This is a genomic window from Breoghania corrubedonensis (assembly GCF_003053845.1).
Classification (GTDB): Bacteria; Pseudomonadota; Alphaproteobacteria; order Rhizobiales; family Stappiaceae; genus Breoghania; species Breoghania corrubedonensis.
The window spans coordinates 18938-44746 of record NZ_QAYG01000009.1 but is presented as its reverse complement, the minus strand read 5'-3'; the positions used below and the strand labels follow the sequence as shown (position 1 = coordinate 44746).

At 62.8% G+C, this 25809-nt stretch carries 21 protein-coding genes and 1 riboswitch; of the genes, 12 read left to right on the top strand and 9 right to left on the bottom strand.

From position 1 onward, the window contains the following. The first annotated feature begins 214 nt into the window (after positions 1–214). Together C8N35_RS18780 and C8N35_RS18775 are read left to right on the top strand one after the other, a co-directional pair. The gene (locus C8N35_RS18780) at positions 215–1879 is read left to right on the top strand and encodes a long-chain-fatty-acid--CoA ligase (RefSeq protein WP_107991270.1); all 1665 of its coding nucleotides are present in this window, start codon (positions 215–217) and stop codon (positions 1877–1879) included. 171 nt (positions 1880–2050) lie between these two features. Continuing rightward, complete coding sequence (locus C8N35_RS18775; protein ID WP_107991269.1) at positions 2051–2959, top strand: substrate-binding domain-containing protein; 909 nt, start codon at positions 2051–2053, stop codon at positions 2957–2959. Positions 2960–2966: 7 nt separating this feature from the next. Here the strand turns inward: C8N35_RS18775 and C8N35_RS18770 are convergent, their stop codons facing one another. Together C8N35_RS18770 and C8N35_RS18765 are read right to left on the bottom strand one after the other, a co-directional pair. Next, a complete protein-coding gene (locus C8N35_RS18770) occupies positions 2967–4268 on the bottom strand; it encodes a TIR domain-containing protein (protein ID WP_107991268.1) in 1302 nt (433 codons plus the stop codon). A 124-nt stretch (positions 4269–4392) separates the two neighbouring features. Continuing rightward, positions 4393–5418 carry a DMT family transporter gene (locus C8N35_RS18765; RefSeq protein ID WP_210203602.1) on the bottom strand — a complete coding sequence of 342 codons (1026 nt, stop codon included), beginning with the start codon at positions 5416–5418 and terminating at the stop codon, positions 4393–4395. A gap of 266 nt (positions 5419–5684) precedes the next feature. Between C8N35_RS18765 and C8N35_RS18760 the strand changes: the two genes are divergently transcribed. Continuing rightward, positions 5685–7994, top strand: coding sequence for a xanthine dehydrogenase family protein molybdopterin-binding subunit (locus tag C8N35_RS18760; RefSeq protein WP_107991266.1), 2310 nt, complete (start codon positions 5685–5687; stop codon positions 7992–7994). A 225-nt stretch (positions 7995–8219) separates the two neighbouring features. Further along, the gene (locus C8N35_RS18755; protein ID WP_245926859.1) at positions 8220–9200 is read left to right on the top strand and encodes a DMT family transporter; all 981 of its coding nucleotides are present in this window, start codon (positions 8220–8222) and stop codon (positions 9198–9200) included. A gap of 147 nt (positions 9201–9347) precedes the next feature. On the opposite strand, the gene C8N35_RS18750 is transcribed toward C8N35_RS18755, so the two are convergent. Next, positions 9348–10604, bottom strand: a complete 1257-nt coding sequence (locus C8N35_RS18750) for an OmpP1/FadL family transporter (RefSeq protein WP_210203601.1) — start codon at positions 10602–10604, stop codon at positions 9348–9350. A 536-nt stretch (positions 10605–11140) separates the two neighbouring features. Here C8N35_RS18750 and C8N35_RS18745 point away from each other — a divergent pair. Then, positions 11141–11983: a fumarylacetoacetate hydrolase family protein gene (locus tag C8N35_RS18745; RefSeq protein ID WP_107991264.1), complete on the top strand. Its 843-nt coding sequence runs from the start codon at positions 11141–11143 to the stop codon at positions 11981–11983. Between the two features lie 223 nt (positions 11984–12206). Here C8N35_RS18745 and C8N35_RS18740 read toward each other — a convergent pair whose 3' ends face one another. The 3 genes from C8N35_RS18740 to C8N35_RS18730 are packed head-to-tail and all read right to left on the bottom strand — an operon-like array spanning position 12207 to position 14948. Then, positions 12207–13295 carry a TRAP transporter substrate-binding protein gene (locus tag C8N35_RS18740; protein ID WP_107991263.1) on the bottom strand — a complete coding sequence of 363 codons (1089 nt, stop codon included), beginning with the start codon at positions 13293–13295 and terminating at the stop codon, positions 12207–12209. Continuing rightward, on the bottom strand, positions 13292–14101 hold the full coding sequence (gene thiD / locus C8N35_RS18735; RefSeq protein WP_107991262.1) for a bifunctional hydroxymethylpyrimidine kinase/phosphomethylpyrimidine kinase: 810 nt from the start codon (positions 14099–14101) through the stop codon (positions 13292–13294). Before thiD ends, C8N35_RS18740 begins: the two co-directional genes overlap by 4 nt. Before the next feature lie 22 nt (positions 14102–14123). Further along, the gene (locus C8N35_RS18730; RefSeq protein WP_107991261.1) at positions 14124–14948 is read right to left on the bottom strand and encodes a hydroxyethylthiazole kinase; all 825 of its coding nucleotides are present in this window, start codon (positions 14946–14948) and stop codon (positions 14124–14126) included. 135 nt (positions 14949–15083) lie between these two features. After that, positions 15084–15184, bottom strand: a riboswitch (TPP riboswitch). 136 nt (positions 15185–15320) lie between these two features. Between C8N35_RS18730 and C8N35_RS18725 the strand changes: the two genes are divergently transcribed. After that, positions 15321–15557, top strand: a complete 237-nt coding sequence (locus C8N35_RS18725) for an Lrp/AsnC ligand binding domain-containing protein (RefSeq protein WP_107991260.1) — start codon at positions 15321–15323, stop codon at positions 15555–15557. A gap of 190 nt (positions 15558–15747) precedes the next feature. Here C8N35_RS18725 and C8N35_RS18720 read toward each other — a convergent pair whose 3' ends face one another. After that, complete coding sequence (locus tag C8N35_RS18720) at positions 15748–16527, bottom strand: SDR family oxidoreductase (RefSeq protein ID WP_107991259.1); 780 nt, start codon at positions 16525–16527, stop codon at positions 15748–15750. A gap of 221 nt (positions 16528–16748) precedes the next feature. On the opposite strand from C8N35_RS18720, the gene C8N35_RS18715 reads away from it, so the two are divergent. From C8N35_RS18715 to C8N35_RS18705, 3 genes are all read left to right on the top strand, one after another. Further along, positions 16749–17549 (top strand): UDP-2,3-diacylglucosamine diphosphatase, encoded by an 801-nt coding sequence (locus C8N35_RS18715; RefSeq protein ID WP_107991258.1) that lies wholly within the window; start codon positions 16749–16751, stop codon positions 17547–17549. Then, the gene (locus tag C8N35_RS18710; RefSeq protein WP_107991257.1) at positions 17546–18583 is read left to right on the top strand and encodes a glycosyltransferase family 4 protein; all 1038 of its coding nucleotides are present in this window, start codon (positions 17546–17548) and stop codon (positions 18581–18583) included. Before C8N35_RS18715 ends, C8N35_RS18710 begins: the two co-directional genes overlap by 4 nt. Before the next feature lie 110 nt (positions 18584–18693). Next, positions 18694–19674, top strand: coding sequence for a threonine ammonia-lyase (locus tag C8N35_RS18705; RefSeq protein ID WP_170122168.1), 981 nt, complete (start codon positions 18694–18696; stop codon positions 19672–19674). A 175-nt stretch (positions 19675–19849) separates the two neighbouring features. Here C8N35_RS18705 and C8N35_RS18700 read toward each other — a convergent pair whose 3' ends face one another. Next, positions 19850–21352 (bottom strand): protein phosphatase CheZ, encoded by a 1503-nt coding sequence (locus tag C8N35_RS18700; RefSeq protein ID WP_210203600.1) that lies wholly within the window; start codon positions 21350–21352, stop codon positions 19850–19852. A 119-nt stretch (positions 21353–21471) separates the two neighbouring features. On the opposite strand from C8N35_RS18700, the gene C8N35_RS18695 reads away from it, so the two are divergent. After that, positions 21472–22644, top strand: a complete 1173-nt coding sequence (locus C8N35_RS18695; RefSeq protein WP_107991254.1) for an MFS transporter — start codon at positions 21472–21474, stop codon at positions 22642–22644. Between the two features lie 3 nt (positions 22645–22647). On the opposite strand, the gene dgcA is transcribed toward C8N35_RS18695, so the two are convergent. Beyond that, a complete protein-coding gene (gene dgcA / locus C8N35_RS18690) occupies positions 22648–23640 on the bottom strand; it encodes an N-acetyl-D-Glu racemase DgcA (protein WP_107991390.1) in 993 nt (330 codons plus the stop codon). Positions 23641–23753: 113 nt separating this feature from the next. Here dgcA and C8N35_RS18685 point away from each other — a divergent pair, with 113 nt between their 5' ends. After that, positions 23754–24899: an ABC transporter permease gene (locus tag C8N35_RS18685; protein WP_107991253.1), complete on the top strand. Its 1146-nt coding sequence runs from the start codon at positions 23754–23756 to the stop codon at positions 24897–24899. Positions 24900–24906: 7 nt separating this feature from the next. Then, the gene (locus tag C8N35_RS18680; RefSeq protein ID WP_107991252.1) at positions 24907–25806 is read left to right on the top strand and encodes an ABC transporter ATP-binding protein; all 900 of its coding nucleotides are present in this window, start codon (positions 24907–24909) and stop codon (positions 25804–25806) included. Positions 25807–25809: the final 3 nt, after the last annotated feature.

Genomic DNA, 25809 nt, shown 5'->3' with positions numbered 1-25809 from the left:
CTCTTGCAGGGGCAGGCTATTCGTTTTCGCGCGCCGTGTCAGGAACGATCGCGCGCGGAAAATACCATGTTCCGCAACGTCATGGAGTTGACGCGCGCGTAAACCGTCCCCAAAGTCACGGCAGAGACGCGCCGCAAACAAAAGGGCGCGCACAGCTTCCAACGCGGCAATGGTCTGTTCGGTTGCGCGAAGAAGCAGATGAGGGAGAAACGCAATGAACGGCGAAACGACATCGCCCGAGCCGGTCTTCACGCCGCGCCCCATGGCTGACTATCTGGATGAGACGGTCCGGGTTTTCGCAGACCGCCCCGCACTTGATTTCCTTGGCAAGGCATGGAGCTACGCGCAACTGGGCGACCTCGTCGATCGTGCTGCCGAGGGGTTTCGCAAGCTTGGTGTCACGCGTGGGGTTCAGGTCGGTCTGTGCCTGCCCAATACGCCGTATTTCACCATCTGCTATTTCGCGGTGCTGAAGGCCGGCGGCACGGTGGTGAACTACAATCCGCTCTACGTGGAACGCGAGATCGCCTTTCAGACGCGCGATTCCCGCACTCGAATCATGGTGACCCTCGATCTCAAGGTGATCTACGACAAGGTGGAGGCGGTGCGGGTTTCCGGCGGGCTCGACACGCTGATCGTTTGCCCGATGGCCGATATCCTGCCCCAGCCGAAGAAGCTGCTCTTCACGCTCTTCAAGGCCAAGGATCGGGCCAGGGTTCCCCGCGACGATGTGCACATGCCCTTCTCCAGGCTGGTCGACGGCCCCGCCATCAAGGACGCGCCGAAGGTCGATCCGCTGACCGACGTGGCCATCCTGCAATATACCGGCGGCACGACCGGTGTCCCGAAGGGTGCGATGCTCAGCCACGCGAACCTTTCAGCCAACATGGAGCAGATGCGGCTGTTCTTTTCCGAAGCCCGCCCGGGCGAGGAGACGATGCTCTGCGTGCTGCCGTTCTTTCACGTTTTCGCGATGACGGCGGCGCAGAACCTGTCGGTGCTGATCGGCGCGGAAATGGCACTGATGCCGAGGTTCGAGCTGAAGCTCCTGCTCGATACCATCAAGCGCAAGTCGGTGACGCTGTTTCCCGGCGTGCCGACGATCTACACCGCCATCAACCATGCGCCGCAGACGAAGAATTATGATCTCACCTCCATCCGCATGTGCATTTCCGGCGGCGCGCCGCTTCCCGTGGAGGTGAAGCAGAACTTCGAGGCATTGACCGGCTGCACGCTGGTGGAGGGCTACGGCCTGACGGAAGCCTCGCCGGTCGTCAGTTGCAACCCGCTGGAGGGCAAGCCGCGCGCGGGATCCATCGGCAAGCCGGTCGCCTGGACGGAATGCGAATTCCGCTCGCTGGAAGATCCCTACGTGGTCATGCCGGAGGGCGAGAAGGGGGAACTGTGCGTGCGCGGGCCGCAAGTCATGCTCGGCTACTGGGAGCGGCCGGACGACACCAACCGCACAATCGAGAACGGCTTCCTGCACACCGGCGATGTCGGCTATCGCGATGAGGACGGCTACATCCATCTGGTCGACCGGATCAAGGACCTGATCATCTGCTCCGGCTACAACGTCTATCCCCGGGTGATCGAGGAGGCGCTCTACCAGAACGAGGCGGTGGAGGAGGCGATCGTCATCGCCATCGCCGACAGTTATCGCGGCCAGGCGCCGAAGGCCTTCGTCAAGCTGAAGGAAGGAGTCGAGTTGACCGCCGACGACCTGAAGGCCTTCCTGAAGGGGCATCTGTCGGCCATCGAGATGCCGCGCGAGATAGAGTTTCGGGAGGAACTGCCAAAGACGCTCGTCGGCAAGCTCTCCAAGAAGGAGCTTGTGGAAGAGGAAAAGGCCAAGGCGGGCGAGGCCGCCGCAGAGTAACGGCCTGCTTGCTTCGTTCGCCCGCGGCCTGTATCGGAAATACTCGGAAAAAACCGATGAGGAGGTCCGACCAAAGGCATCAGCGGGAATCGCCCGGTTGCCGGCGGCGGAGGTTCTTGGTGTATCCCGCGTTCGTGTGGACGCGGACACGCTGCGCTCACGAGGCTGCCCATGACGTCGCCGTTGCCGAGTTACCTGACCACCCGGGAAATGGCCGAGTTGCTGCGGGTCAAGGAACGCAAGGTCTACGATCTGGTCGCCACGGGGGCTGTTCCGCATTCGCGCGCGACCGGCAAGTTGCTGTTTCCGCGCGAGGCGGTGCTGGCCTGGATCGAGAGCGCGGGCGGCGGCGAAGGGCAGGCGGCGCAATCGGAAGAGCGGCCGAATGTCGTGCTCGGATCACACGACCCGCTGCTGGAATGGGCCTTGCGTGAATCCGGGTCCGGCCTCGCTTCGTTTTTCGACGGCTCGTTCGACGGCCTGGAACGCTTCGCGGAGCGCGGAGGGATCGCGGCCGGGCTTCATGTTTCCGAACCCGACCCGGAAGGCGGGGAGGGGCTGCACTGGAACCAGGCGACGGTCGTCGAGCAGTTCAGCTATCGTCCCGTGGTGTTGATCGAATGGGCCTGGCGGGAGCGCGGGCTGATCGTCGCCAAGGGCAATCCCCTGGGACTTTCCGCGATAACCGACCTTGCAGGCGTACGGGTGGTCCAGCGACAGGCCAAGGCGGGCAGTCAGCGGTTGATGGAGACCATGCTGCTTGGTGCGGGCCTCAAGGTATCCGATCTGCGTTCTCCGGGAAGCCCGGCACGCGACGAGCGCGACGCGGCGCTGGCGGTTCTGGAGGGCAAGGCGGATGCCGCCTTCGGGCTGTCGGCGCTCGCCCACCAGTTCAAGCTCGATTTCGTGCCGCTGTGCCGCGAGCGCTATGATCTCCTCGTCTGGCGCCGTGCCTGGTTCGAGCCCCCGTTGCAGACCCTTGTCGAGTTCTGCCGCACGACGGCGTTCGCCGAGATGACGCAGGAGTTCGGCGGCTACGACGTATCTGGCCTGGGCAAGGTGCGTTTCAACGGCGCGTGAGATATAGTCACGCTAGATTGTCTTTAAAGAATTCTTCCGTTCTCTGGAATGTTATTAACAACATCGTCCAGACATAGCCTCCTGGTATTTTCTCTTTCCTCTTAATATGAGATACAATGTCATTGTATTCTTCATGTTTTTTATTGGAAATTAAACTGTATCTCAGACAGTTTATATAATACTCCGCCAAAATTGATTGATATATGAAAGGGGATTGTTCTTCTCGCAAATTTGATAATACGTTCTGTCGAAATTGAAGGGACTTCTCCATATATATCATAGATTGATCAATTTGCCCCATAAGCTCGAAGCAGTTCGATATGTTCGCACTAATATAAGATAGCCATACGAATTTTGTTCTCTCATCAATGTTTGATGTCTCAAAGTAATTATTAGCTTTCAAAAAATGTTGCATCGAATAATCTAGTAATCTACAACTGTTTTGATAATCTAATTCTCTATTTGCAAGAATGGCCTCATGTCGTAGGCAAAGGCCCATGAACTGTTGAGCGACAGATGCTAGAAAGCTATCGTTATCTCCGGATATAAATGAAAATTTTCTCTTTATATTTGTGAAGTCTCCGGAATTAAAATCACTGTCTTTCTTTGATCGTGCGAATTTCGTGTACTCATACATCGAAATTGCCATCGTCACGTATTGATTTTGCCCGTTTTCCAGTCGGTCAATTTTATTCAGGAGGTCGCCGTAGAATTCCAAGTCTTCAGCGTAAAGCGCGGGCGGGAAAGCGCTGACCAAAGCTGGGCCAAATAGGTCCGGCTGAGGGGCGTCCGACCCGTTCACTTGTCGCTCAAAAAATACTCTCCATCGCGGCCAATTTGCAAATAAATCGAAAGCGAGAAAATTCTCTTTTACTTTTGACTCTTTGTATTTTTTGACTATCCATGAGGCTTGCGATGCCAATGTTTCTGCATCCCGTGGTACGACAAAAGTAAAAGCCCCTTGCAAGTCAGAGGGTAGGGCGGTTCTCTCGCAGTTAGTTAGGAATACGAACAATTTACCTTTTTTTAGTCTGCTAAGCAGAAATCCCCACTCGAACATCAGATTTTCACGAAAACGATACCTTTCTATTTTCTCATCGAAATCAGCCTTCACTAATATTATGCACTCGCTTGCTTCGCTCATCTGCGCGACAATTCGAGGCCCGATGTAGTAATTAGAATCCAAATCCGTGAGGTCGCCGCCTACCGTGGCTTCCGTAACTTTATCCATTAGTCTCTTTGATACTTTCTCGGCGAGGTCTTTGTTCCCGCCCCACACGACAAAAACACGATTTTTGAAGCTATACATTTAAAACCAACGTTAGGTTCATTAAGGAGAAACCATTATATTCGAAAAATAAACCGGAGAAAGTTAGAAGAGTGGGGGCTGGAGTTTCCCGTCGTCGCGGGCTGTGTTCGAGAAGGTAAGCGTTTTAGTTGTTGTATCCGCGTCCGTCCGCGTCGCGTACGAGCCGCTTGTTGCGCCGGGCCTCGCGGTGGACGGTGTAGAGCGAGGCGGTGATGATGATGGCAGCGCCGACGAACGTGCTGGCCCCCGGCCATTGCCCGAAGATCATCACCCCGAAGATCGTCGCATAAAGCAGCCTGGTGTAATCAAGCGAGGCGATTGCCGTGGCCTCGCCGGCGCGGAAGGCCTGGATGTTGCACATCTGGGCAAACCACGCGACGACGCCGATGGCGACGAGGATCGCGGCTTCCTTCCATGTTGGCGTCACCCAGTAGATCCAGGTCGGCACAATCATGATCAGGCCGACGCCGAAGGCCTGGTAGGTGAGGATCGTCACGGGTCTGTCGGTACGCGACATCTGACGGATCAGGATCATCACCATCCCGGCGCAGGCGGCCCCCGCCACTGCCATCAATCCGTAAACATTCATCGAGCCTTCGCCGGTCGGGTTCAGCATCACGACGACCCCCAGGAAGCCGACGATGACCGCGCCCCAGCGGTGCAGGCCGACCGTCTCCTTCAAGATCACGATCGCGAAGATCGTCACGAAGAAGCTCTTGGCGAAGGAAATCGCGGTGGCGTCAGCCAGCGGCAGGTTGATGACGGCGGTAAACCCGAAAAGCATCGCGCCGGAGGCGAGCACGATGCGCATCAGGTGGAGTTCCGGGCGCGCGGTACGCAGCGAGGAGGGGAAGGAGCTGATGATCGTCGGCGCGACGATGATGGTCATCACGATCTGGCGCACCAGCAGGATTTCCGTGACGTTGATGCGCTCCCCGGCGAGCTTGATCAGCGTCGTCATGATCGTGAAGAAGAAGGCCGCGGCGAGGATCCACAGGGCGCCGCGGGCATTGCCCGGCAGCGTCTCCCACCAAGCGAGCCAGCGAAGGCGTCCGCGCCGCGCCATACCCGGAGGATTTTCAATGGTCCCGAGCGCCTCGGTATGCGCGTTTACCGGATCGGGGATGGGCTTTGGGGGAGATTCTTGCATGCGATTGTATACTCCATTCAAAACCTCCCCCATAATGGAATCCCCCGCAAGGGTTATCTGTTCTTGCCGCAATTCCGTCCCGCTCTCTGGCTCTCCGGTTTTCAAATAACGTTGCGGAGGTGACCATATGATTCTGGTGGGAGGGGATGTTTGCGGGGTCTGGCGAAGCTCAGGGGGCGCCCTATCCTTGTCCTGTCTTCTCACTATCCTGTTCTCGCCAGGCCACCCTTTTCCACGGCGACAGCGAACCGAAAGGCACTTTTTGCATGAACCAGCCGGTCAACGTGAAATTCGGCATCGGCGCCGCGGTGCGCCGGAAGGAAGATCCCAGCCTCATCACCGGTCACGGCCACTATGTCGATGACAGCACGCCCGAGGGCTCCCTTCACGGCTACATGCTGCGCTCGGCCATGCCTCATGCCCGCTTCACCTTGTCGGGGCTCGATGACGCGCGCAGCGCGCCCGGTGTATCACTGGTTCTGACCGCGGCCGATGTGGCCGATCTCGGGTTGATGCCGACCAAGGCGGTCATGCCGCAGGTCGATGGCTCGCAGCATGCCGTGCCGCCGCGCGAGGTGCTGTGCTCCGACACGGTGCGCTTCGTCGGCGACGCGATCGCCTTCGTTGTCGCCGACAGCGTCGATGCGGCGAAGTCGGCGGCCGAGCTGATCGAGGTCGATTACGATCCGCTCGAAGTGGTGGTGGAAACGGGCAAGGCGCTGGATCCCGGTGCGCCGCTGGTGTGGCCCGACACCGGCACCAACCAGGCCTTCGAACTCGGCCACGGCGACAAGGCGAAGACGGAGGAAGCCTTCGCCCGGGCCGCGCATGTCACGTCCATCGACATCGTCAACAACCGTCTGGTCTCCAACTACATGGAGACCCGCGGCTGCATCGGCGAATACGACAGCGAGACCGATCGTTACACGCTGACCGTCGGCACCCAGGGCGTTCACGGCGTACGCGATATCGTCGCCGGCGACATCCTGAAGATCGATCCGGCCCGGCTGCATGTCATGACGCCGGATGTGGGCGGCGGGTTCGGCACCAAGATGTTCGTCTATCGCGAATATCCGCTCTGCCTGGTGGCTGCGGAGAGGCTCGGCCGGCCGGTCAAGTGGATCAGCGAGCGCATGGAGCACTTCGTTGCCTGCGCGCAGGGACGTGACAACGTCACCCATGCGGAACTGGCGATGGACGCCGATGGCCGGTTCCTTGGCCTGAAGATCGACGTCGTTGCGAACATGGGGGCCTACCTGCATCAGTTCGGCCCCTACATTCCCTATGTCGGGACGACCATGTCGACGGGGCTCTATGATATCGACGCGCTGCATGTGCGGGTGCGCGGCGTCTTCACCCACACGGTGCCGGTCGATGCCTATCGCGGTGCCGGGCGACCGGAGGCGGCCTATCTGATCGACCGGCTGGTCGACAAGGCCGCGATCGAGATGGGGCTCGCCACGCCGGAGATCCGCCGCCTCAACTTCATCGCATCCGAAAAGCTCCCCTACACCACCGCCACCGGCCGCATGTACGACACGGGCGAATTCTCCGCCCACATGGACAAGGCGATGGAGGAGGCCGGCTGGGCGGACTTCGACGCGCGCGCGGAAGAGGCACGCGGGCGCGGCAAATATCGTGGCATCGGCATGTCGACCTATATCGAGGCCTGCGCCTTCGCCGGCTCCGAAGAGGTCAACATGAAGCTGGAGACGAGCGGCCGGGTGACCCTTCTCATCGGCACGCAGACCAACGGTCAGGGTCATGCCACCGCCTACAGCCAGGTTGCGGCCGAGATTCTCGGGCTCGATCTGGACGGGATTGACGTGGTGCAGGGCGACAGCGACCGCATCGCCACAGGGGGCGGAACCGGCGGGTCGCGTTCCATTCCCATCGGGCTTCCCTCCGTCGACACCGCCTCGCGCACGCTCGTCGAAAAGATCAAGGCGATCGCCGCCGACCAACTGGAGGCGGGCGCCGGCGATCTGGAACTTGCCGACGGCATGGTCCGGGTCGTGGGGACAGACAAGGCGGTTAGCCTTGCCCAGATCGCGGCGAGCACGTCGGATCCGGAAGGATTGATGTCGCAGGCGCGCATCAAGCAGTCGGAGGCGACCTACCCAAACGGCACTCACATCTGCGAGGTGGAAATCGATCCGGAAACGGGGACGACCGAGATCGTACGTTACACGATTGTTGATGATTTCGGTGTCACCGTGAACCCGCTGTTGCTCGCCGGCCAGATTCATGGCGGAGTTGCTCAGGCGATCGGTCAGGCGCTGATGGAAGACACCGTTTATGACGGCGAGGGGCAGTTGGTGAGCGCGTCGCTGCTCGACTACGCGCTGCCGCGTGCCGGTGATGTGCCGGCCTTCGATTTCCAGACGCGGAACGTACCGTCCACGACGAACGCGCTGGGGATCAAGGGCGCGGGCGAGGCGGGAACCATCGGCGGGTGCGGCGCGGTCATGAATGCCGTCGCCGACGCGTTGCGGCGCGGGGCGGGCGTCGGGCATATCGACATGCCGGCGACGCCGCTGCGGGTCTGGGATGCGATCCGGGCCGCACGATCCTGAGGCGGCGCCTGCGCGCTGTTCTTGCGTCGTCAGGTCGCCGCGCGAATGCCGCGCGCGACTTGTGCGGATGCCGGCTTCCTGCCATCAGGTACAAGAGCCTGGGGCAGGAGGCTCCATAACCGGGGCCGCCGCCCCCTGCGGGAAGGGCGGTTCTCCTACCTGACGCCTTATCGGCGCCGCTTCTCCGACCGCCACGGCCCCGTGGCCTGAAAGCAGCAGTCCTTCATGTCTTCCGGAGCGTCTCCGACGCCAGTCTACGAAACACAACGTCGGCCGATGGTCGGCATCGTTCTCAAAATTCTCTCCACCATCGTCTTCACCATTATGTCGGCGCTGATCAAGCTGGTCATCGATGTGATCCCCACCGGCGAAATCGTCTTTGCGCGCAATTTTGTCGGAATGGTCCCGGTGATCGTGATGATGGCCTATCAAGGGCATCTGCCGGTGGCGCTCAAGACGCAGCGGCCGCTCGGGCACTTTCTGCGGGCCATCGTCGGCGTGTCGGCTATGGGGCTCAATTTCGCCGCGCTTGCTTTCATTCCACTGCCCGACGCCACTGCCATCGGCTATGCGGCGCCGCTCCTGACCGTCGTTCTGGCGGTCTTCGTGCTGAGCGAAGTCGTTGGCGTCTATCGCTGGAGTGCGGTCGGCGTGGGCTTTGTCGGCGTGATCATCATCCTGTCGCCGAACCTCGGCAACAGCCATATCGATCATGGCACCGCCGTCGGTGCGAGCCTTGCACTCACCGCGACCCTTTTCATGGCGGGGGCGGCGATCATCGTGCGCAAGCTGATCACCTCCGAGCGGTCGGCGACGATTGTCGTCTGGTTTTCCGGCTCATCCTCGATCCTGGCGCTGGCGACGATCCCGCTCGGTCTGTTGTGGCCGAGCCAATTCTGGGTGATGCCCGATGCGTGGCAGCTGATGCTGCTGGCCGTTATCGGGATCCTCGGCGGGCTCGGGCAGATCCTGATGACGACGAGCTACCGTTTCGCCGATGCCTCGACCATCGCGCCCTTCGACTACACCACGATCATCTGGGCGACCGCACTCGGCTGGGTGATGTTCGACGAGGTGCCCGGGCCGATGGTCGTCATCGGTGCTGTCGTGGTCATCGCGGCGGGGCTGTTCGTGCTTTACCGTGAGCATCGTCTTGGCATCGACCGCACCCGGGCACGTCGGGCATCGACACCGGGCAAGGTGTAAGGACCTGAGCCCGGTTGTCGGGCGCGGCCCGGTCCGGAAAATGGCGAGGCGGCTCGGTTGTCCCGGTATTACCGGGTGACACGAAAACGCCCGGGACACGATGTCCCGGGCGCAATGCAAGCCGAAAGGCCGGTTCCGCCGGTGTGCCTACCAGGTGTAGCGCACGGCCGCCGAGACGATGTTCACCGAGGCATCGACATCGCCCGTATAGGTCAGGCCGGCATAGTCCTGATGCGAGGGGCCGATGTTCACGCGGGCGTCTTCGGCGGAAAAGATGTAGGTGTAGCCGAGATCGAGCGACAGGTTTTCCATCGGCTTGTAGCTGAGGCCGGTGGAGAGCCAGACGCGGTCGCTGTCGGGCAGGCGTAGCGAGCGGATGTTCTCGTCGATCGGCGACAGTTCGTAGGCGACACCGGCGCGAAGCGTCAGTTTATCGTTCCAGTCATACTCGCCTCCAACAGAGAAGAACCAGCTGTCGTCATAGTTGAACGGAAGCGTGCGCAACTGCGTGCCGCTGTCGAGAAGGACTGCCGGCTCCTTCAGGCGGCTCCAGTTGGTCCACTCGATCGTGCCCATGACGCGGAAACTGTCGGTGATGCGCTGCTTGGCGGAGAGGGTGACCATGTCCGGCGTCGCCATCTTCGCGGAGATGTCGTAGGTGCCGGCGGGCAGCGCCCCGATGGCGACCGGTGTGCTGAAGTTGCCGTCCAGATCATGGAAGACGGCCGAACGATAGCCGAGACCGATCTCGGTCCCCTTCATCGGCGTCAGTGTGATGCCGGCGGTGAAGCCGTAGCCGATGTCGTCGCCCGTCAGCCCCGCGGTCGGTGCTCCGGGGAGCGCATTGGTGGCGCTCGTCAGTCGCACGTCGAAATACTGGAACTGCATGCCCAGGCCGACCGAGATCATGTCATTGAACTTGTAGGCGATGGTCGGTGTGACGTTGACGGAAAACACTTCCGAGGTCCGGGCATAGACCTGGCCGGACCAGTTCGGTCCGGATTTCGTCGAAAGTCCGAAGGGCGTGTTGATGGACAGGCCGAGATACCAGTTCTCGTCGATCTGGTAGCCGGTGTAGGAGGACGGGATCCACGCATCGTTGGCAAGATCGCCGCTGGGCCCGAAAGCTGCCGTCGCAACGCTTGAGTCCGGAGTGATTTCCGAATTCGGCACGATCAGCGTGTGATGCGATTCCGAGATCATGCCGATGGTGTTGGTCAGGGTCGCCGGGTTCCAGAACATCGAGGAGATCGAGTCTCCGCCAACCGCGTTGCCCGCGAACGATGTGCCCTGGTAGTAGGCGCTCTGCTCGCGCAGCGCGAAGCCGCCGGCAATCGCCTGGCTCGCACCACCGGCGAGCGCCACCATCGAAACCGTGAGAAATAAGTGCTTTTTCTTTAACATGAGCGTCATCCGTTCCCCGACTACTGCTTCGGCAGCCCGATATTCGCTATCCGAATACCGTTGTTTGAGAGGATGGTAGCGACACCGCACAAGTACTGACAACCGGGTGCGGGGCATCAAACCGGGCAATGCGGGGGCCGGGGAAAAGAACAATGAACCGGCTTTTTTGCAAAGCGCTTCCGTTCACGTCAGGAAACGGTGCGTCAAATAGGGCCAGACACTATCAAAAGTGGGTGCCCGGGGCGTCGCTCATTGCGTATGCATATTTTTTGTGCAGTTAAATATGGCACAATGACGGACATCACTTGATTGCTCATTTTTGTCCAATGTTGCTCAAATGCGACACATTTGTGGCGGTTTCGCTGCCCTGGGAGGAGGGGGGCCGGTTGCGTCAGAATGGGCGTCATGGGCGACAATGCGGCGAATCGTGCCAGAAGTGCGATCCTGGCCGACGGCTCGGCGCTTGAATCCGGTGCGCCCGGGTGACCGAGATCGTGCGGTCCTTCCTCTGCGACACCAAAAATGGGAGATCGTTCATGAAGCTTGTCCGTTTCGGGCCCGCGGGCGCCGAGAAGCCGGGGCTCATCGAGCCCAACGGCACCGTTCGTGATCTTTCCGCACACGCGGCCGATTTCGCCGCCGAGACCGTGAGCCTGGAGGCGATCTCTCGGCTTCGTGACATCGACCCCGAGAGCTTGCCCGCCGTCGCCGCCGGCACGCGGCTGGGCGCACCGCTGGCGCGCGTCGGACACTTCCTGGCGATCGGCCTCAACTATGCCGATCACGCTGCGGAGGCGGGCATGCCCATTCCGGCCGAGCCGATCATCTTCTCCAAGGCGCCGAGCTGTCTGTCGGGCCCCGATGACGACGTCGTGCTGCCGAAAGGATCGCAGAAGGCGGACTGGGAGGTGGAGCTTGCCGTCGTCATCGGCAAGCGCATGTGGCAGGTATCGCAAGCCGATGCGCTCGCGCATGTCTCCGGCTATGCCGTCGCCAACGATGTCTCCGAGCGCAAATGGCAGATCGAGGGAACGGGCCAGTGGATCAAGGGCAAGAGCGCCCCGACTTTCGGCCCGCTTGGTCCGTGGCTGGTGACGGCAGACGAGATCGCCGATCCGCAGGCGCTCGACATGTTCCTGGATCTCAACGGAACCCGCATGCAGACAGGCAATACGGCGACCATGATCTTTTCGGTCGCGCAGTGTCTGTCGTTTCTTTCGACCATGATGGTGCTGGAGCCGGGGGATGTCGTCGTCACCGGCACGCCCCCGGGCGTCGGCATGGGAAAGAAGCCGCAGGTCTTCCTGAAAGCGGGCGACGAGATGCGCCTCGGCATCGAAGGCCTCGGCGAGCAGCGCCAGAAAGTGGTGGCGGAATAGCCGCCATCGAACGGGCGTCACATTCGTCGAGATAGCTGGTCGGGCCTCCTCGGGAGGACGTTATCGTATTGAAATAAAAGCAAGTCTCGCAATACGTATAACGTCACCGCGAGGGGCGCCCGCAACTCCGCGTCCCGATGAATGGAGCTCGCGCGTCAGTCTCCGGGGGCGAGCTTCAAGATCGGCGGGGCTCCTGCTGTCCGCTCCACCCGGGCGTTGAGGTCTACACCCGCGCGTTGAGGAACGTCACCTCGTTGGCGCGGCTCCACGGTGTCATCGTTTCGCGCGCCTTCGCGAAGCTGCGGTAGACCTCCGCATCCGCGCCCCCCTTGTCGGCGAAACCGGCCAGCACCTCGTCGGATGTCCGGCGGGCGGCTTCCAGCACGTCGTCGGGGAACTGCATCAGCTTGACGCCTAACTTGTCGGTGAGCGTGCCGAGCTGAACGGCGTTCATCCATTCACCCTCCGCAAGACCGAGCGCATTCTCCGCGCGGATGGCGTGGATGACGATGCCCTTGAGATCTTCCGGCAGCGCATTGAAGGCTGAGGCGTTCAGCAGCGCCTCGCCGGTGCCGTTCGGTTCGTGCCAGCCGGGGCCGTAATAGAGCTTCGTCGCCTGATGAAAGCCCATGGCGAGATCGGAGGAGGGGCCGAGAAATTCCGCCGCGTCGATGACGCCGGACTGGAGCCCGGTGAGGATTTCCGAAGGCGGCAGGGAAACCGGCGTCGCGCCCAGCCGGCGCATCACCTCGCCGCCGAGCCCCGGCATGCGGATCTTCAGGCCCTTGATATCCTCAAGACCGTTGATTTCGCGCTTGTACCAGCCCCCCATCTGGAAGCCTGTGTTGCCGCCCATGAGGGGCAACACGCCGAAGGGCTCATAAAGCGCGTCCCAGACCTGCTGTCCGCCGCCGCGCTCGATCCAGCACATGTGTTCAAGCGGGGTGAAGCCGAAGGGGACGGCGGTGAAGAAGGGGGCTGCCGCCATCTTGCCCTGCCAGAAGAACGAGGCAGAATGGCCGATCTGGGCAGTGCCGCCGGCAACCGCGTCGAAAACCTCCAGCGCAGGCACCAGTTCGCCGGCGGCAAACAGTTCCACCTTGAGCCGGCCGTCGCTCAGTTTCGAGATCGCTTCCGCGATACGACGCGCGGATGCCCCCGGGCCGGGCAGGTCTTTGGGCCAGGATGTGACCATCTTCCAGATGATCGCTGATTGCGCCAGGGCCGGTGTCGCAAGCCCCGCAGCCGCGGCAACGCTTCCCGCCCCGCCGAGTGTCAGGGCCCGCCGGCGGCTGATCGCTTTCGCGCTCATGTCGTTTCCTTCCAGAATGCGTGGAAATGATGCACCGGCCCGTGTCCGTGGCCGATGCGCAGGGTGTCGGCCGCCGCGATCGCGGCCGTGACATAATCCTTGCCGAGGCGGACTGACTCAGTGAGCGACAGCCCGCGCGCGAGGCCCGCGGCGATCGCCGAAGAGAGCGTGCAACCGGTGCCGTGGGTGTTGTCGGTTGCGATCCGTACCGCGTCGAACCAGTGTTCGCCGGTCTCATCAAGCAGCAGGTCGGCGCTCTCGCCGGTGGTGCCGTGGCCGCCCTTCAGGAGCACCGCCGCCGGCCCCAGCGCCTTCAGCCGCTTTGCCTGATCGCGCATGTCCGCGCGGCTCTGCGCGACCTGGCTGTCGAGCACACGGGCGGCCTCGTGCAGGTTCGGGGTGATCATGTCGACGATCGGAAACAGCCGCTTCACCAGGAAATCGACAGCATCGTCGATGATCAGCGGATCGCCGGACGCCGCCACCATGACGGGATCGAGCACGACCTTCTTCACAGCCCAGCGCTCAAGTCCCGCGGCCACCGCCTCCATGGTGTCGATGCGCGACAGCATGCCGATCTTGGTGGCATTCACGTCGAGATCGGAATAGACGGCGTCGATCTGCGCGGTGACGAAGTCGGGTGGCACGTCGTGGATGCCGGAAACACCGCGCGTGTTCTGAGCGGTCAATGCCGCGATGACACTCGCGCCATAGACGCCCAGGGCCGAAAAGGTCTTGAGGTCGGCCTGCGTTCCCGCCCCTCCGCCGGAATCCGATCCGGCTATCGTTACCGCGATTGCCGTCATGTCTTGCGTTCGCTCCCTGTTGTCATTTCACGTCCTCGGCGATGAGTTCCGCCGCATCGATATCTTCCCGCGTGATGTCGAGCCGCTGGCGGAGATCGTCAACATCGAGGTCGTGCAGCACGTCGATGAGCGTGCTCACGAAGCTGCCCAGCCCGGAGGCGCGTTCCGCGGCGATTTCGCCGGCGACATTGACGATGGAAACACCGGCGGCGGCCGCAACGAGCGCATTTGGCTCCACCGCCAGGGCGGCGGTGACGATCGCCGTCACGGCGCGCCCCATGGCCGGGGTGCGGCCCATCATCTCGTGACCGTTTGAAAGGGCATACTGCCGGGCGCCGTCGCTGACCGTATCGATGACCCCGCTCAGGATGACCGTCGTGTGCCGCGCCTTCGCGAATCCCGCAATCGAGTCGCTCGGCGGCACGAGTGTCAGAAGTTCGGGGACGTTGGTGCGCAGGATGCGTGGGCGCCGCTTCAGGAGCCGGGCCGCCAGTTCGCGGCGCGCCGAGGCGCGATCGATCGCGACGGGGGCAAGGACCCACGGGATATCGGCGACGTCCGCGCCGTCGATGGCCCGGCCGACGGTCTTCGCCGTCATCGCTTCCATGGCGCCGAGATCGATGAGAAGCGCGTCCGCGCTGGCCGCGAAATCACGGACTTCCTCCGGCGCGCCGCCCATGGTGGGCACGGCCCCGATCGCCATCAGAAGGTCGGCCGTGCGCTCCTGAGCGAGCGCGCCGGTCAGGCAGTGGATGCGCGGCCCGGCAAGCCGCAGGCGCTTCAACACGGAGGAAATCCGTGCCGACAGCGGCAGGTGATCGGAGGGAAGGCAATCGGAAGAGCTCATGCCCGCGTCCCCATCGCCTTCGTGCCTGTCGCCATTGCTGCCAAGGCCGGCACGCGTGCCGGCATGGCCTGGACCAGGCAGGACTTCGGGTCGTGTGATGATTTGAAGTGGTGCCCTGTACGGGCTGTGCTGATCGTTCTTTTCATTCCAATTCCCTCCGCCGGCATGATCCGGTTCAGGTTCGAGGGGTTGGCGTAAAGCCTCTCAGCCCTTGTCGGGCACCCCCATTGGATGAATTAACACCTAGTAGGAACAGCAGGCCATGACAAGGGCGACGATAGATGTTCGCCCTCCTCGCACGGCAAGCTTGCCCCAGGCAGTGCAATCCGTTTGATTGGGGCGAATTCGCTATCCGCTCATTCGGAGACGTCCATGATTCCCTTCTTCGTTCTCATCAAGTGCGAGCTCGGCAAGTCCTACGAGGTCGCGAACGAACTCGCCGATGCCGAGATCGCCTCGGAAATCTATTCCACCGCCGGCGACTACGATCTGCTGGTCAAGTTCTACGTGGAGAACGGCACGGATATCGGCCAGTTCGTGAACCAGAAGGTTCACTCGATTCCCCATATCCAGGACACCAAGACAATTCTCACGTTCAAGGCGTTCTGACGGGGCAAGGCGTTCTGACCGGGCAAGACGTTCTGGACCGGCAAGACCTGACCGAGGGAGACGTTTTATCCTTCGCGGAGTACGGGCCTTTGCACTCCGCGCTCGCCAGGTCCTCGGTTTTCCACTCCGCCTTCGCGAGGGTGACGACCGAGGAAGTGGCAAGCCAGGAGCCCCCGCGCTTCGATGACCTCTAGAAGGCCGCCGGATAGAGGCCACCATCGAGCAGGATGTTCTGGCCGGTGATGTAGCCCGCGTGGACGGAACACAGGAAGGCGCAGGTCTGGCCGAATTCCTCCGCAGTTCCGAAGCGCCCGGCCGGGACTTCCGCAGCCTGGGCGGCGCGCACCGTGTCCATTGACTGACCGCTCTGGCTCACGGCACGTTCGAACCCGCCCCTCAGCCTGTCGGTATCCATCTTGCCGGGCAGCAGGTTGTTGATCGTCACGCCGCTTCCCGCAACCTGACGGCAGACGCCTGCGAGGAAGGCGGTCAGCCCCGCGCGTGCGCCGCTCGACAGATCCAGTCCCTCGATCGGCATGCGGACCGACATCGACGTGATATTGACGATGCGCCCGAAGCCGCGGGCCGCCATGCCGTCGATCACCGCCTGGATCAGTTCGATCGGCGTGATCATGTTCTGCACGACGCCCTCGGCCATGGCTGCGCGGTCGAGTTCGCGGAAGTCCTTGCGCGGCGGGCCGCCGTTGTTGTTGACGAGGATGTCCGGCTCGGGGCAGGCGGCGAGAAGCGCGCGCTGCACGCCCGCGTCGGAGACATCGCCCGTAACGGGGATGACCATGGCCCCGGTCGCGCCCGAGATGGCCTTCGCCGTTTCCCTCAGCCGGTCTTGATCGAGGCCGTTGATGACGATTTCGCAGCCGGCCTCGGCCAGCGCCTCGGCACAGCCTCGCCCCAATCCCCTGTTCGATGCGCAGACGATCGCCTTACGCCCGGAAATTCCCAGATCCATGTCACGTTTTCCCGATATTGCCAGTCAATTCAGATGCGAAGGACCGCAGCGGCGTGTTCGTCGTCGAATGCGAACCCGCGCGGCGCCCCTTTGTCTCTCCCGCAAGCAGGGCATGCGATGAGCCGGACGGCAAGACCTAAAAGTCAGGGAATGGCCGGCTGTCACAATAGTGAGACGTGAATCAAGAATAAGGGCGTTACTTTCGCAATGGAGAGCGGAACATGAACGCCCCAACGGAACCGCGACATTACCGGGCCTTGTTTCTGTCCGACATCCATCTGGGAACACGCGGTTGTCAGGCAGGAATGTTGCTCGACTTCCTGCGCCTGCATGATGCCGAGACGGTTTACCTGGTCGGTGACATTGTCGATGGCTGGCGCCTTCGCAAGAACTGGCACTGGCCGCAGGAACACAACGACGTCGTCCAGAAACTGTTGCGCAAGGCGCGCAAAGGGGCCCGCGTCGTCTATGTGCCCGGCAATCACGACGAATTCCTGCGAGAATATGTCGGCACCCATTTCGGCGGCGTCGAGGTCATGGACAGCTGCCTGCACGAAACAGCCGGCGGGGAGAAATACCTCGTCATTCACGGCGACCAGTTCGATGTGGTGGTGCGGCACGCCAGATGGCTCGCCTATTTCGGCGACTGGGCCTATGTCACCGCGCTCAACGTCAATACCGTCGTCAACGGTATTCGCCGCAAGCTGGGCTTTCCCTACTGGTCGCTGTCGGCCTGGGCGAAGCTGAAGGTCAAGAACGCGGTCAACTTCATCGGCCGTTTCGAGGAAACGCTGGCCGACGAAGCGCGCCGGCGCGGGGTCTCGGGGGTCATCTGCGGCCACATCCACCACGCGGCGGACCAGGAAACCAACGGCATCCACTACATCAATACCGGTGACTGGGTGGAAAGCTGCACGGCGATCGCCGAGCGCCATGACGGGACGTTCGAACTGATCCGCTGGGCGGACATGTGCCGCACCGGCGTGCCGCTGCAGATCGCCCACCATCAGGCGGTTGCATGACGAAGATCCTGATCGTCACCGATGCGTGGCTGCCGCAGGTCAACGGCGTGGTGAGAACGCTGGAGATCACGGAGCGCGAACTTGCCGGGATCGGGGTCGCGGTCGAATTCGTGACGCCGGGCGAATTCACCACCTTGCCGTGTCCGACCTATCCGGAAATCCGGCTCTCGCTGGCCACGCCCGCGCGCATCCGTCGCCGTATCAAGGATAGCGGGGCCGATTTCTTTCATCTGGCGACAGAGGGGCCGCTCGGGCTTCTCGCGCGCCGCGCCATCCTCAAGGACGGCGGACACTACACGACCAGCTATCACACCCGTTTCCCCGAATACCTCTCCGCGCGGCTTCCCGTGCCGCAGTCGTGGTCCTATCGCTGGCTCAGGGGCTTTCACAATGCCGGGTCGGGCTGCATGGTGGCCACGCGCTCGCTGGAGGAGGACCTGAGAGCGCGCGGCTTTGAGAACCTGACGCGCTGGTCGCGCGGGGTGGATCACGAACTCTTCCGTCCGCACGAGGACGTTCCCGAGGCCCTGCGGGACTTGCCGCGTCCGATCTTCCTGCATGTGGGCCGGGTAGCGGTGGAAAAGAACATCAAGGCGTTCCTCTCGCTCGACCTGCCGGGATCGAAGGTGGTGGTTGGCGGCGGGCCGCAGCTCGACGCACTGAGGCGCGCTTATCCGGACGTACATTTCACCGGCCCGAAATTCGGCGAAGATCTTGCCGCCCATTACGCGGCCGGCGACGTCTTCGTCTTTCCAAGCCTTACCGACACGTTCGGCAACGTGGTGCTTGAGGCGCTGGCCAGCGGGGTTCCTGTTGCGGCCTTCCCGGTCACCGGGCCGCTGGACATTCTGGAAGGGACGGGGGCCGGTACGCTCAATCACGATCTTCGCAAGGCGGCGCTCGACGCGCTTGAGGTCGACCGGGCGCGCTGCCGCGAGGTGGCGCTCGGCTATACCTGGGCCAAGGCGGCGCAGCAGTTTCTCGACAATGTTCTGGAAGCCAACGGAGTGGCGATGCGCCGGGCGGCCGAATAGCGGGAGCGTGTCGGACGTTGCGGTCTCGCGAGGCGCTTGCCCGGGGGCTTCATGGCTGCTAACCGGCTTTTGCCGGTAGTTGTGTGCCGGCTCTTTCGGAGTACATGCCCATGAGCCCCCTGCCACCTCCTGATCCTGCTGCCGTGCGCGCCGCACGCGAGCGCATTCGCGGTCATGCCATCGTCACGCCGCTGCTCGAATTTCCCTTTCTCAACGAAAGGACCGGCGGTCGCATCCTGATCAAGCCGGAATGCCTGCAGGTGACCGGCTCCTTCAAGTTTCGTGGGGCGTTCAACCGGCTTTCCATGATCCCGCAAGGGGAGCGGAGCCGGGGCGTGGTGGCCTGTTCCTCCGGCAACCATGCGCAGGGCGTGGCGGAAGCCGCGCGTCTTCTCGGCATGGCGGCAACCATCGTCATGCCGGCCGATGCGCCGGCATTGAAGATGGAGCGCACCGCGCGCAGCGGGGCGACCATCGTGCGCTATGATCGCGAGAAGGAAGACCGCGAGGCGATTGCGCGCGAGATCGAGACGCGCACGGGGGCGACCTTCGTTCATCCCTATGACGATCCGGGCGTCATCGCGGGGCAGGGGACGATCGGACTGGAAATAGCCGAGCAGGCCGCCGCGATGGGGCTCGCGCCAGAGGCCGTTCTGGTGTGTTGCAGCGGCGGCGGGCTGACGGCCGGCACCGCGCTCGGCCTTGAAGAAACGCTCCCCCGTGCCATGATCCATCCCGTCGAGCCGGAAGGCTTCGACGACTACACGCGCTCTCTGGAGGCGGGAGAACGGCTCTCCAACACGGCCGTCGGCGGCTCGGTCTGCGATGCGTTGATGGCGCCGTCGCCCGGCGAGATCAATTTCGCGATCAATCTCAGGCGCGGCGCACGCGGGCTCACGGTCTCGGACAAGGAGGCGCTCGACGCCGTCGCCTTCGCATTCCAGGAGCTGAAGCTTGTGGTGGAGCCGGGGGGCGCGGTGGCACTGGCGGCGGCTCTTTGCGGCCGTGTGGAGACGCGGGGACGCACGATCGCGGTGGTTCTGTCGGGCGGCAATATCGATACCGCTATGCTCGCACGCGCGCTGGGGTAGGATTTCTCGACGTCCGTGAACAACAGGATCCGTGCGGATGCGCTCCCGCTCAAGCGGGAGAGCGGAAAGACCCGGGTTTCACTCGCCGGAGTTGTGGAATTCTCGCTCAGGCGGATCCGCCTGAGCGAAGGGCCCTCTGGCCGATAGCATCGCCGCCGGTCGGAACCGGGGGTGATCAGCTGAACAAGGCCAGGCGTTCGCCCGCCGACAGGGCACGAAGAGGATCTGCTTCCTCGTCCTCGTCTTCCTCGTCGGCCGTCGCTTCCATATCCATGAAGGCCTGGTCGGCGTCTTCCTCGTCCTCGTCGGTTTCGAAGCCGTCGATTTCGATGTCGGCCGTCTCGGGCTCGGCGCTCATGGAAGCGTCGGCCATGTCCTTCGTCTCGTCCACGCCAGACGCGTCCGCGGAGCCTTCGTCGTCGGACGTTTCGCTATCGGCCGAGTTGTCTTCGAGGCCGGCGCCGAAGGCGGCGAATTCGTCGTCGGTATTGGCATCGAGCATGTCTTCAAGCACGTCTTCGGCGCCGATCAGATCCTCCACGGTCTCGCTTTCCTGAGCGTCCGCTTCGGCTTCCATCTCCGTCGCCGCATCCCCGTCATCGGCCTCGTCATCGGCCCCATCATCCGCCATGTCATCGGTTGTGGCGTCAAGCTCCGCCGCTTCTTCGGGAGCCGCGTCGTCGCTTTCGACCTTGTCGAAGGAGATGTCGTTGATGTCGAAGTCGCCCGACATCATGTCGTCGTCATCCGCGTCGGCGCTTGCGGTGTCGGCCACGGCTTCGATCTCGTGGTCACCCTCGGCGGTTTCGGCTCCCGCTTCGTCCGCATCGGTCTCGGGCGTATCCGACGACGTGTCGATCGCGTCAAACTCCATGTTGTCCGCGGTGATGCCGCTCGTGTCGTCGGCAACTTCAGGTGCGACAGGGCCGTCGCCCATGTCGTCGTCCGCCATGAAATTGGCCTCGCCCCCCATCAGGGCGTCGATGGTATTCTGCTTGATGGCCTTGTCGTCGCTCTGCGGGCCGTGCAGCAGATGGGCGTCGGGGCGCTTTTCGTCCGGGTTGAGCGGGGCCTGGTCGGCCTTCATCTCGCCCGCCTCGACGTCCCAGATCTCCATCATCTCGTTGATGCGCGATTCCAGATAACGCAGAACCTGCACGACCTTCTGCGTGCGCTGGCCGGTCAGATCCTGGAACGAGCAGGCCATGAAGATGTCCGTGGTGTGGGCGTCGATGTCGTCGCACACCTTCTCGTCCACGCCCTTTTCGCGCAGCGTCCAGGCCATTTCCTGGATGAGTTCGGCCTTGTGCAGGATGTCCTGGGTGGCACCCTCCGTCTGGTTGACGATCGCATCGAGTTCGATGGACGCCTCGGCGAAACGGTCGCCGTCGGAGGATTCGCTCTTGATCTGGCTGATCTCACGCTTGGTGCGGGCGATCGCCTCCTGCATGTCCGCCAGATCGAGCTGGATGCGATCCAGCTTCGGGATCTTGCGCTCGCGACGCATCAGGCCTTCGAGTTTGCCGATCGCTTCCAGGAGAACGCCGGTGTCGGCCGTGCGATTGCGGCGGGCGAATTCCGCCAGGAACCATCGCCCGCGCGAGGTCTCCATGACCGCGTTCTCGATTGCTTCGTAGTCTTCCTCCCGCATGAGGGAAGGGGGGCTGACTGCGGCCATACTTTCTCGCCTCGGCTTCAGTTCCTGACGCATACGGCGCGCTCTATGCGTGGCGCGCTTCAGGTTCTAGTGTTCGCCAGTATCCATTCTAATCGTTAACGGCAGTTTAGAAAGCCGCCATGGTCCCCGCAATTCTTGTTCCACTCGCCCTCAAACGGCGGGTCGGTTTGCTTTTCGCTTTGCAGTTTTTCGCGATGGGGGTTTTCTTGCCCTATTTCGCGATCTTTCTGTCCGACAAGGGGCTCAGCGACGCCGAAATCGGATTTGTGCTGGCCACGCCATTGGCGATCCGCATCGTATCCGGTCCCGTGATCGCCGCGATTGCAGACAGATTTGGACGGCGTTCGTCAGCAATTTCAATAGTATCTGTTGTTTCGGGCGTGATGGTTGCCGGCTTCCTGCTGGCCGATGGCTTTGCCCAGATCCTCATGGTGATGATTGCCATGGCGATCTTTCACGGTGCGCTCATTCCGCTCAGTGACGCCTATGCGATGGATACGGTGCGTGCCGGAGAGGGCGATTACGGACGGATGAGGTTGTGGGGATCGGTCGCTTTCATGACCGCGACGCTTTCGGGCGGCGCGGCGTTGGAGGCGATGTCGTCCGGTCTCGTTCCGCAGGTGATGGCGGTCGCATTGATCGGCTGCGGTCTTTTGGCGCTCTCGTTGCCGGAACTGACCCGGCCCGATTCCGTCCTGCCGAGCGCTCCTGCGGTCCGGGGCCTGCGCGAGCCGCGTTTTCTGGTGGTTCTCTTCGCCGCCGCGCTCGTGCAGGGGAGCCACGCGGCCTATTACAGCTTCGGCTCGCTCTACTGGCGTGCGCTCGGCATTGGCGGGACGACCATCGGCTTTTTCTGGGTGACCGGCGTCGTGGTGGAAGTGGCGCTTTTCCTGGTCGCCACCCGGCTTGGCATGCGAATGGCGCCGCTTGCGATGATCGCGCTTGGCGCGGTGGTGGGAGTTGTTCGCTGGGCGCTCTTTCCGCTTCTCGTGGCGCCGGCGGCGGTGCTGACGATGCAGATGCTGCACGGCTTCACCTTCGGCGCGACCCATCTGGGCCTTGTTGCCTTCATCGCCGCCAGCATTCCCGCAAGCCGCGCCGCCACGGCGCAAGGCCTCGGCGGCACGTTCGTCGGGCTTGTCACCGCCGTCGGCACGCTGATCAGCGGGCCGCTTTATGGCAGGGATCCGGCCTATGCCTTCTGGGCGATGGCGATCGCCTGCGTGTTTTCCGTGCTGCTGCTGGTGCTGGCAATGGCCCGCGGGGCCGGTCGTGGATCGCGCGTGGCTTGAGGATCAGGCCGTGCCGCCCCACAACGCGCCATCATAGCCGCGGATGATGCTGCCCTCGTAGACAAGGCCCGGTTCGCGGTCCTTTGCGAGCAGGAGCGGGGCGTCGAGGTCGACAAAGGCGGCGGCGCCGGTCAGCAGCAGGGCGGGAGCCATGGCGAGCGAGGTGCCGACCATGCAGCCGATCATCACCTGGAAGCCGAGATCCTCGGCCAGCTTCAGTGTCGCCAGCGCTTCCGTCAGGCCGCCGGTCTTGTCGAGCTTGATGTTGACGGCGTCGTAACGGCCGCGCAGGCCCTCCAAATCGGCCGCGACGTGCAGGCTTTCGTCGGCGCAGATCGGTACGGGAAAATCGCCGCCGCGCAGCGCCTCGTCATTTGCGGCGGGCAGGGGCTGCTCGATCAGCGCGACGCCGGCCTTCGCGCAGGCTGTCACGGACTCGGCGAGACCCGCTTCGCTCCACGCCTCGTTGGCATCGACGATCAGAACCGAATTCGGAGCGGCCTCGCGCACGGCCGCAATGCGCTCCAGATCGCCCTCGCCGCCGAGCTTCACCTTCAGCAGGGGGCGGGACTGCGCCTTGTGCGCGCTCTTGAACATGGCTTCGGGCGTGCCGAGGCTGATCGTGTAGGCGGTTGTGACGGAGGTGGGGGGCGCAAGGCCGACGGTCTGGGCGGCCGGTATGCCGGAGAGCTTCGCCTCCAGATCCCACAACGCGCAGTCGATGGCGTTTCGGGCCGCGCCCGCCGGCATCTTCGCGCGCAGTGTCTCGCGATCCATTCCCTGAGCGAGATCGGGTTCAAGACCCCGGATCGCGGCCATGACATTTTCCACCGTCTCGCCGTAGCGCGGATAAGGAACGCATTCACCGCGGCCGATGCGGCCGTCCTGTTCGATCTCGACGACGACGACAACCGCCTCGGTGCGGGTGCCTCGGGAAATCGTAAAGGCTTCGGCCAGCGGCCATGCCTCGCGCAAAACTGTCAAGCGGCGTGTCATTTTGATCATAGCTTTCAGAAAAGACCGAAGATTCGGATGTTTGACTGCGGACATGTTATGCCAAACACGCTAATCTTTGCAGGTCCTTTTGCCCTTTGGATTCTCGGAACCGGATGACCTGTCAGACGACCTCCGCGGTGCCAGCCATATCATCGGAGCGCGCTGGAAGCACCGCGTTCCTGTCGCTGTCGGGACCGTGGTTGCTGGCTCACGCCGCCGAGGCGGAAGTGCTTGTCCAGACGGTGCATCTCGGTCGCCCCACCATTGTCGATATCGATCTCACCGGGGTCAGCGAACTCGATACGGCCGGGGCCTGGCTCATTCACCGGTTACGGGGACGGTGCGAGTTCAAGGGCGCCCGGGTCCAGATCAACGGCCTGAAGCCGCGCTTCCGCACGCTGATCGATGAGGTCGAGGCCCACCATCCACCGCCGTGGACGGCGCGGCGGCGACGTATCTCGCTGTTGTGGATCGTCGAGGCAACCGGGCGGCAGATGGTGGAGGTCGGCAAGGACGCCGTCGCCGTTCTGCACATTCTCGGCACGCTCGGCGTGGTCATCGCCAACACGATCCTCCACCCCAGCCGGCTCCGGCTCGTTTCCATCGCCCATCAGTTCGACCGGGTCGGTATCGGAGCCGTGCCGATCGTCATGCTGATGAGTTTTCTGATCGGGGCCATCATCACCCAGCAGGGCGGCTTCTATTTGCGCCAGTTCGGGGCCGACCGCTATTCGGTCGATCTGGTCGGCGTGCTGGTGCTGCGCGAGATCGGCGTGCTCTTGACCGCGATCATGGTCGCGGGGCGTTCCGGCAGTGCGTTTACCGCCGAACTTGGCTCCATGAAGATGCGCGAGGAAATCGACGCGCTGCACGTCATCGGCCTGCGCGTGGGGGAAGTTCTGGTGCTGCCGCGCATCCTGGCGCTGATGCTCGCGCTGCCGATGCTGTCCTTTTTCGCCGACGTAGCCTCGCTTTTCGGCGGCGCCATGGTCGCGTGGAGCTATCTCGGCATCCAGCCGCAGAACTTCCTTCAGTATCTGCGCGCCGCGATCGACTTCCAGACGCTGATGATCGGTCTGGTCAAGGCGCCGTTCATGGCGCTTATCATCGGGCTGGTCGCCTGCGTGGAAGGGTTGAAGGTGCGCGGTTCGTCCGAATCTCTTGGTCTTCACACCACGCTTTCGGTGGTGAAGGCGATCTTCATGGTCATCGTGACGGACGGGCTTTTCGCCATGTTCTTCGCCGGCATCGGGATCTGAGGCGGTCATGAGCGAAAGCGCCCCACTTTCAGGTCCGGTCGATGCGAACGCGGCGCCCCGCGCGCCGGCAAACGCGGATGGCGAGCGTGACGTCATCCTTCGGGCCCGAAATGTGACGGTGGGCTTTGGCGACGCGATCATCCTCAAGGATCTCGATCTCGACGTCTATCGCGGCGAGATTCTCGGCTTCGTCGGCGGGTCGGGCACCGGCAAATCGGTGTTGATGCGCACCATCCTGGGCCTCACGCCCAAGCGCGCGGGAACGATCGAGGTGCTCGGCATCGATCTTGACAGCGCGAGCGACGAAGAGCGCAGCCACGTGGAGCGCAACTGGGGGGTGCTGTTTCAGCAAGGGGCGCTGTTCTCTTCGCTCAACGTGCGTCAGAATATCCAGGTGCCGATGCGCGAGCATCTCAATCTCAGTCAGCGACTGATGGACGAACTGGCGCTTTTCAAGCTCGATCTGGTCGGTTTGCCGCGCGACGCCGCGGAGAAATTTCCCGCCGAGCTTTCCGGCGGCATGATCAAGCGCGCAAGCCTCGCGCGGGCACTGGTGCTCGATCCGGAAATCGTCTTTCTGGACGAGCCCACCTCGGGTCTCGATCCGATCGCGGCCGCGGCCTTCGACGATCTGACAACAAAGCTGCGCGACACGCTGGGTCTTACGGTCTACATGGTGACCCATGATCTCGACAGCCTGCATTCCACCTGCGACCGGATCGCGGTGCTGGCGGAAAAGCGGGTTCTGGCGGCGGGCACGATCGACGAGATGCTCGCGTTCGATCACCCCTGGGTGCAGGCCTATTTCAACGGCGTGCGTGGTGCCAGGCGGGGCCACGATGGAAGCCCGGGCGGGCGCGCTGCCGATCTGCGGGGCCGTGACGGGGAAGGGGCCTCTGCGGGCTGAAGG

What these genes read in the sequence shown, in the direction of transcription:
- C8N35_RS18765 (WP_210203602.1), bottom strand. Translation starts at nt 5,418, where the DNA reads ATGCAAGAATCTCCCCCAAAGCCCATCCCCGATCCGGTAAACGCGCAT.
- C8N35_RS18715 (WP_107991258.1), top strand. Translation starts at nt 16,749, where the DNA reads ATGAACGCCCCAACGGAACCGCGACATTACCGGGCCTTGTTTCTGTCC.
- C8N35_RS18755 (WP_245926859.1), top strand. Translation starts at nt 8,220, where the DNA reads ATGTCTTCCGGAGCGTCTCCGACGCCAGTCTACGAAACACAACGTCGG.
- C8N35_RS18750 (WP_210203601.1), bottom strand. Translation starts at nt 10,604, where the DNA reads ATGTTAAAGAAAAAGCACTTATTTCTCACGGTTTCGATGGTGGCGCTC.
- C8N35_RS18710 (WP_107991257.1), top strand. Translation starts at nt 17,546, where the DNA reads ATGACGAAGATCCTGATCGTCACCGATGCGTGGCTGCCGCAGGTCAAC.
- C8N35_RS18725 (WP_107991260.1), top strand. Translation starts at nt 15,321, where the DNA reads ATGATTCCCTTCTTCGTTCTCATCAAGTGCGAGCTCGGCAAGTCCTAC.
- C8N35_RS18695 (WP_107991254.1), top strand. Translation starts at nt 21,472, where the DNA reads ATGGTCCCCGCAATTCTTGTTCCACTCGCCCTCAAACGGCGGGTCGGT.
- C8N35_RS18775 (WP_107991269.1), top strand. Translation starts at nt 2,051, where the DNA reads ATGACGTCGCCGTTGCCGAGTTACCTGACCACCCGGGAAATGGCCGAG.
- C8N35_RS18685 (WP_107991253.1), top strand. Translation starts at nt 23,754, where the DNA reads ATGACCTGTCAGACGACCTCCGCGGTGCCAGCCATATCATCGGAGCGC.
- C8N35_RS18760 (WP_107991266.1), top strand. Translation starts at nt 5,685, where the DNA reads ATGAACCAGCCGGTCAACGTGAAATTCGGCATCGGCGCCGCGGTGCGC.
- C8N35_RS18680 (WP_107991252.1), top strand. Translation starts at nt 24,907, where the DNA reads ATGAGCGAAAGCGCCCCACTTTCAGGTCCGGTCGATGCGAACGCGGCG.
- C8N35_RS18770 (WP_107991268.1), bottom strand. Translation starts at nt 4,268, where the DNA reads ATGTATAGCTTCAAAAATCGTGTTTTTGTCGTGTGGGGCGGGAACAAA.
- C8N35_RS18745 (WP_107991264.1), top strand. Translation starts at nt 11,141, where the DNA reads ATGAAGCTTGTCCGTTTCGGGCCCGCGGGCGCCGAGAAGCCGGGGCTC.
- C8N35_RS18720 (WP_107991259.1), bottom strand. Translation starts at nt 16,527, where the DNA reads ATGGATCTGGGAATTTCCGGGCGTAAGGCGATCGTCTGCGCATCGAAC.
- dgcA (WP_107991390.1), bottom strand. Translation starts at nt 23,640, where the DNA reads ATGACACGCCGCTTGACAGTTTTGCGCGAGGCATGGCCGCTGGCCGAA.
- C8N35_RS18705 (WP_170122168.1), top strand. Translation starts at nt 18,694, where the DNA reads ATGAGCCCCCTGCCACCTCCTGATCCTGCTGCCGTGCGCGCCGCACGC.
- C8N35_RS18730 (WP_107991261.1), bottom strand. Translation starts at nt 14,948, where the DNA reads ATGAGCTCTTCCGATTGCCTTCCCTCCGATCACCTGCCGCTGTCGGCA.
- C8N35_RS18780 (WP_107991270.1), top strand. Translation starts at nt 215, where the DNA reads ATGAACGGCGAAACGACATCGCCCGAGCCGGTCTTCACGCCGCGCCCC.
- thiD (WP_107991262.1), bottom strand. Translation starts at nt 14,101, where the DNA reads ATGACGGCAATCGCGGTAACGATAGCCGGATCGGATTCCGGCGGAGGG.
- C8N35_RS18740 (WP_107991263.1), bottom strand. Translation starts at nt 13,295, where the DNA reads ATGAGCGCGAAAGCGATCAGCCGCCGGCGGGCCCTGACACTCGGCGGG.
- C8N35_RS18700 (WP_210203600.1), bottom strand. Translation starts at nt 21,352, where the DNA reads ATGGCCGCAGTCAGCCCCCCTTCCCTCATGCGGGAGGAAGACTACGAA.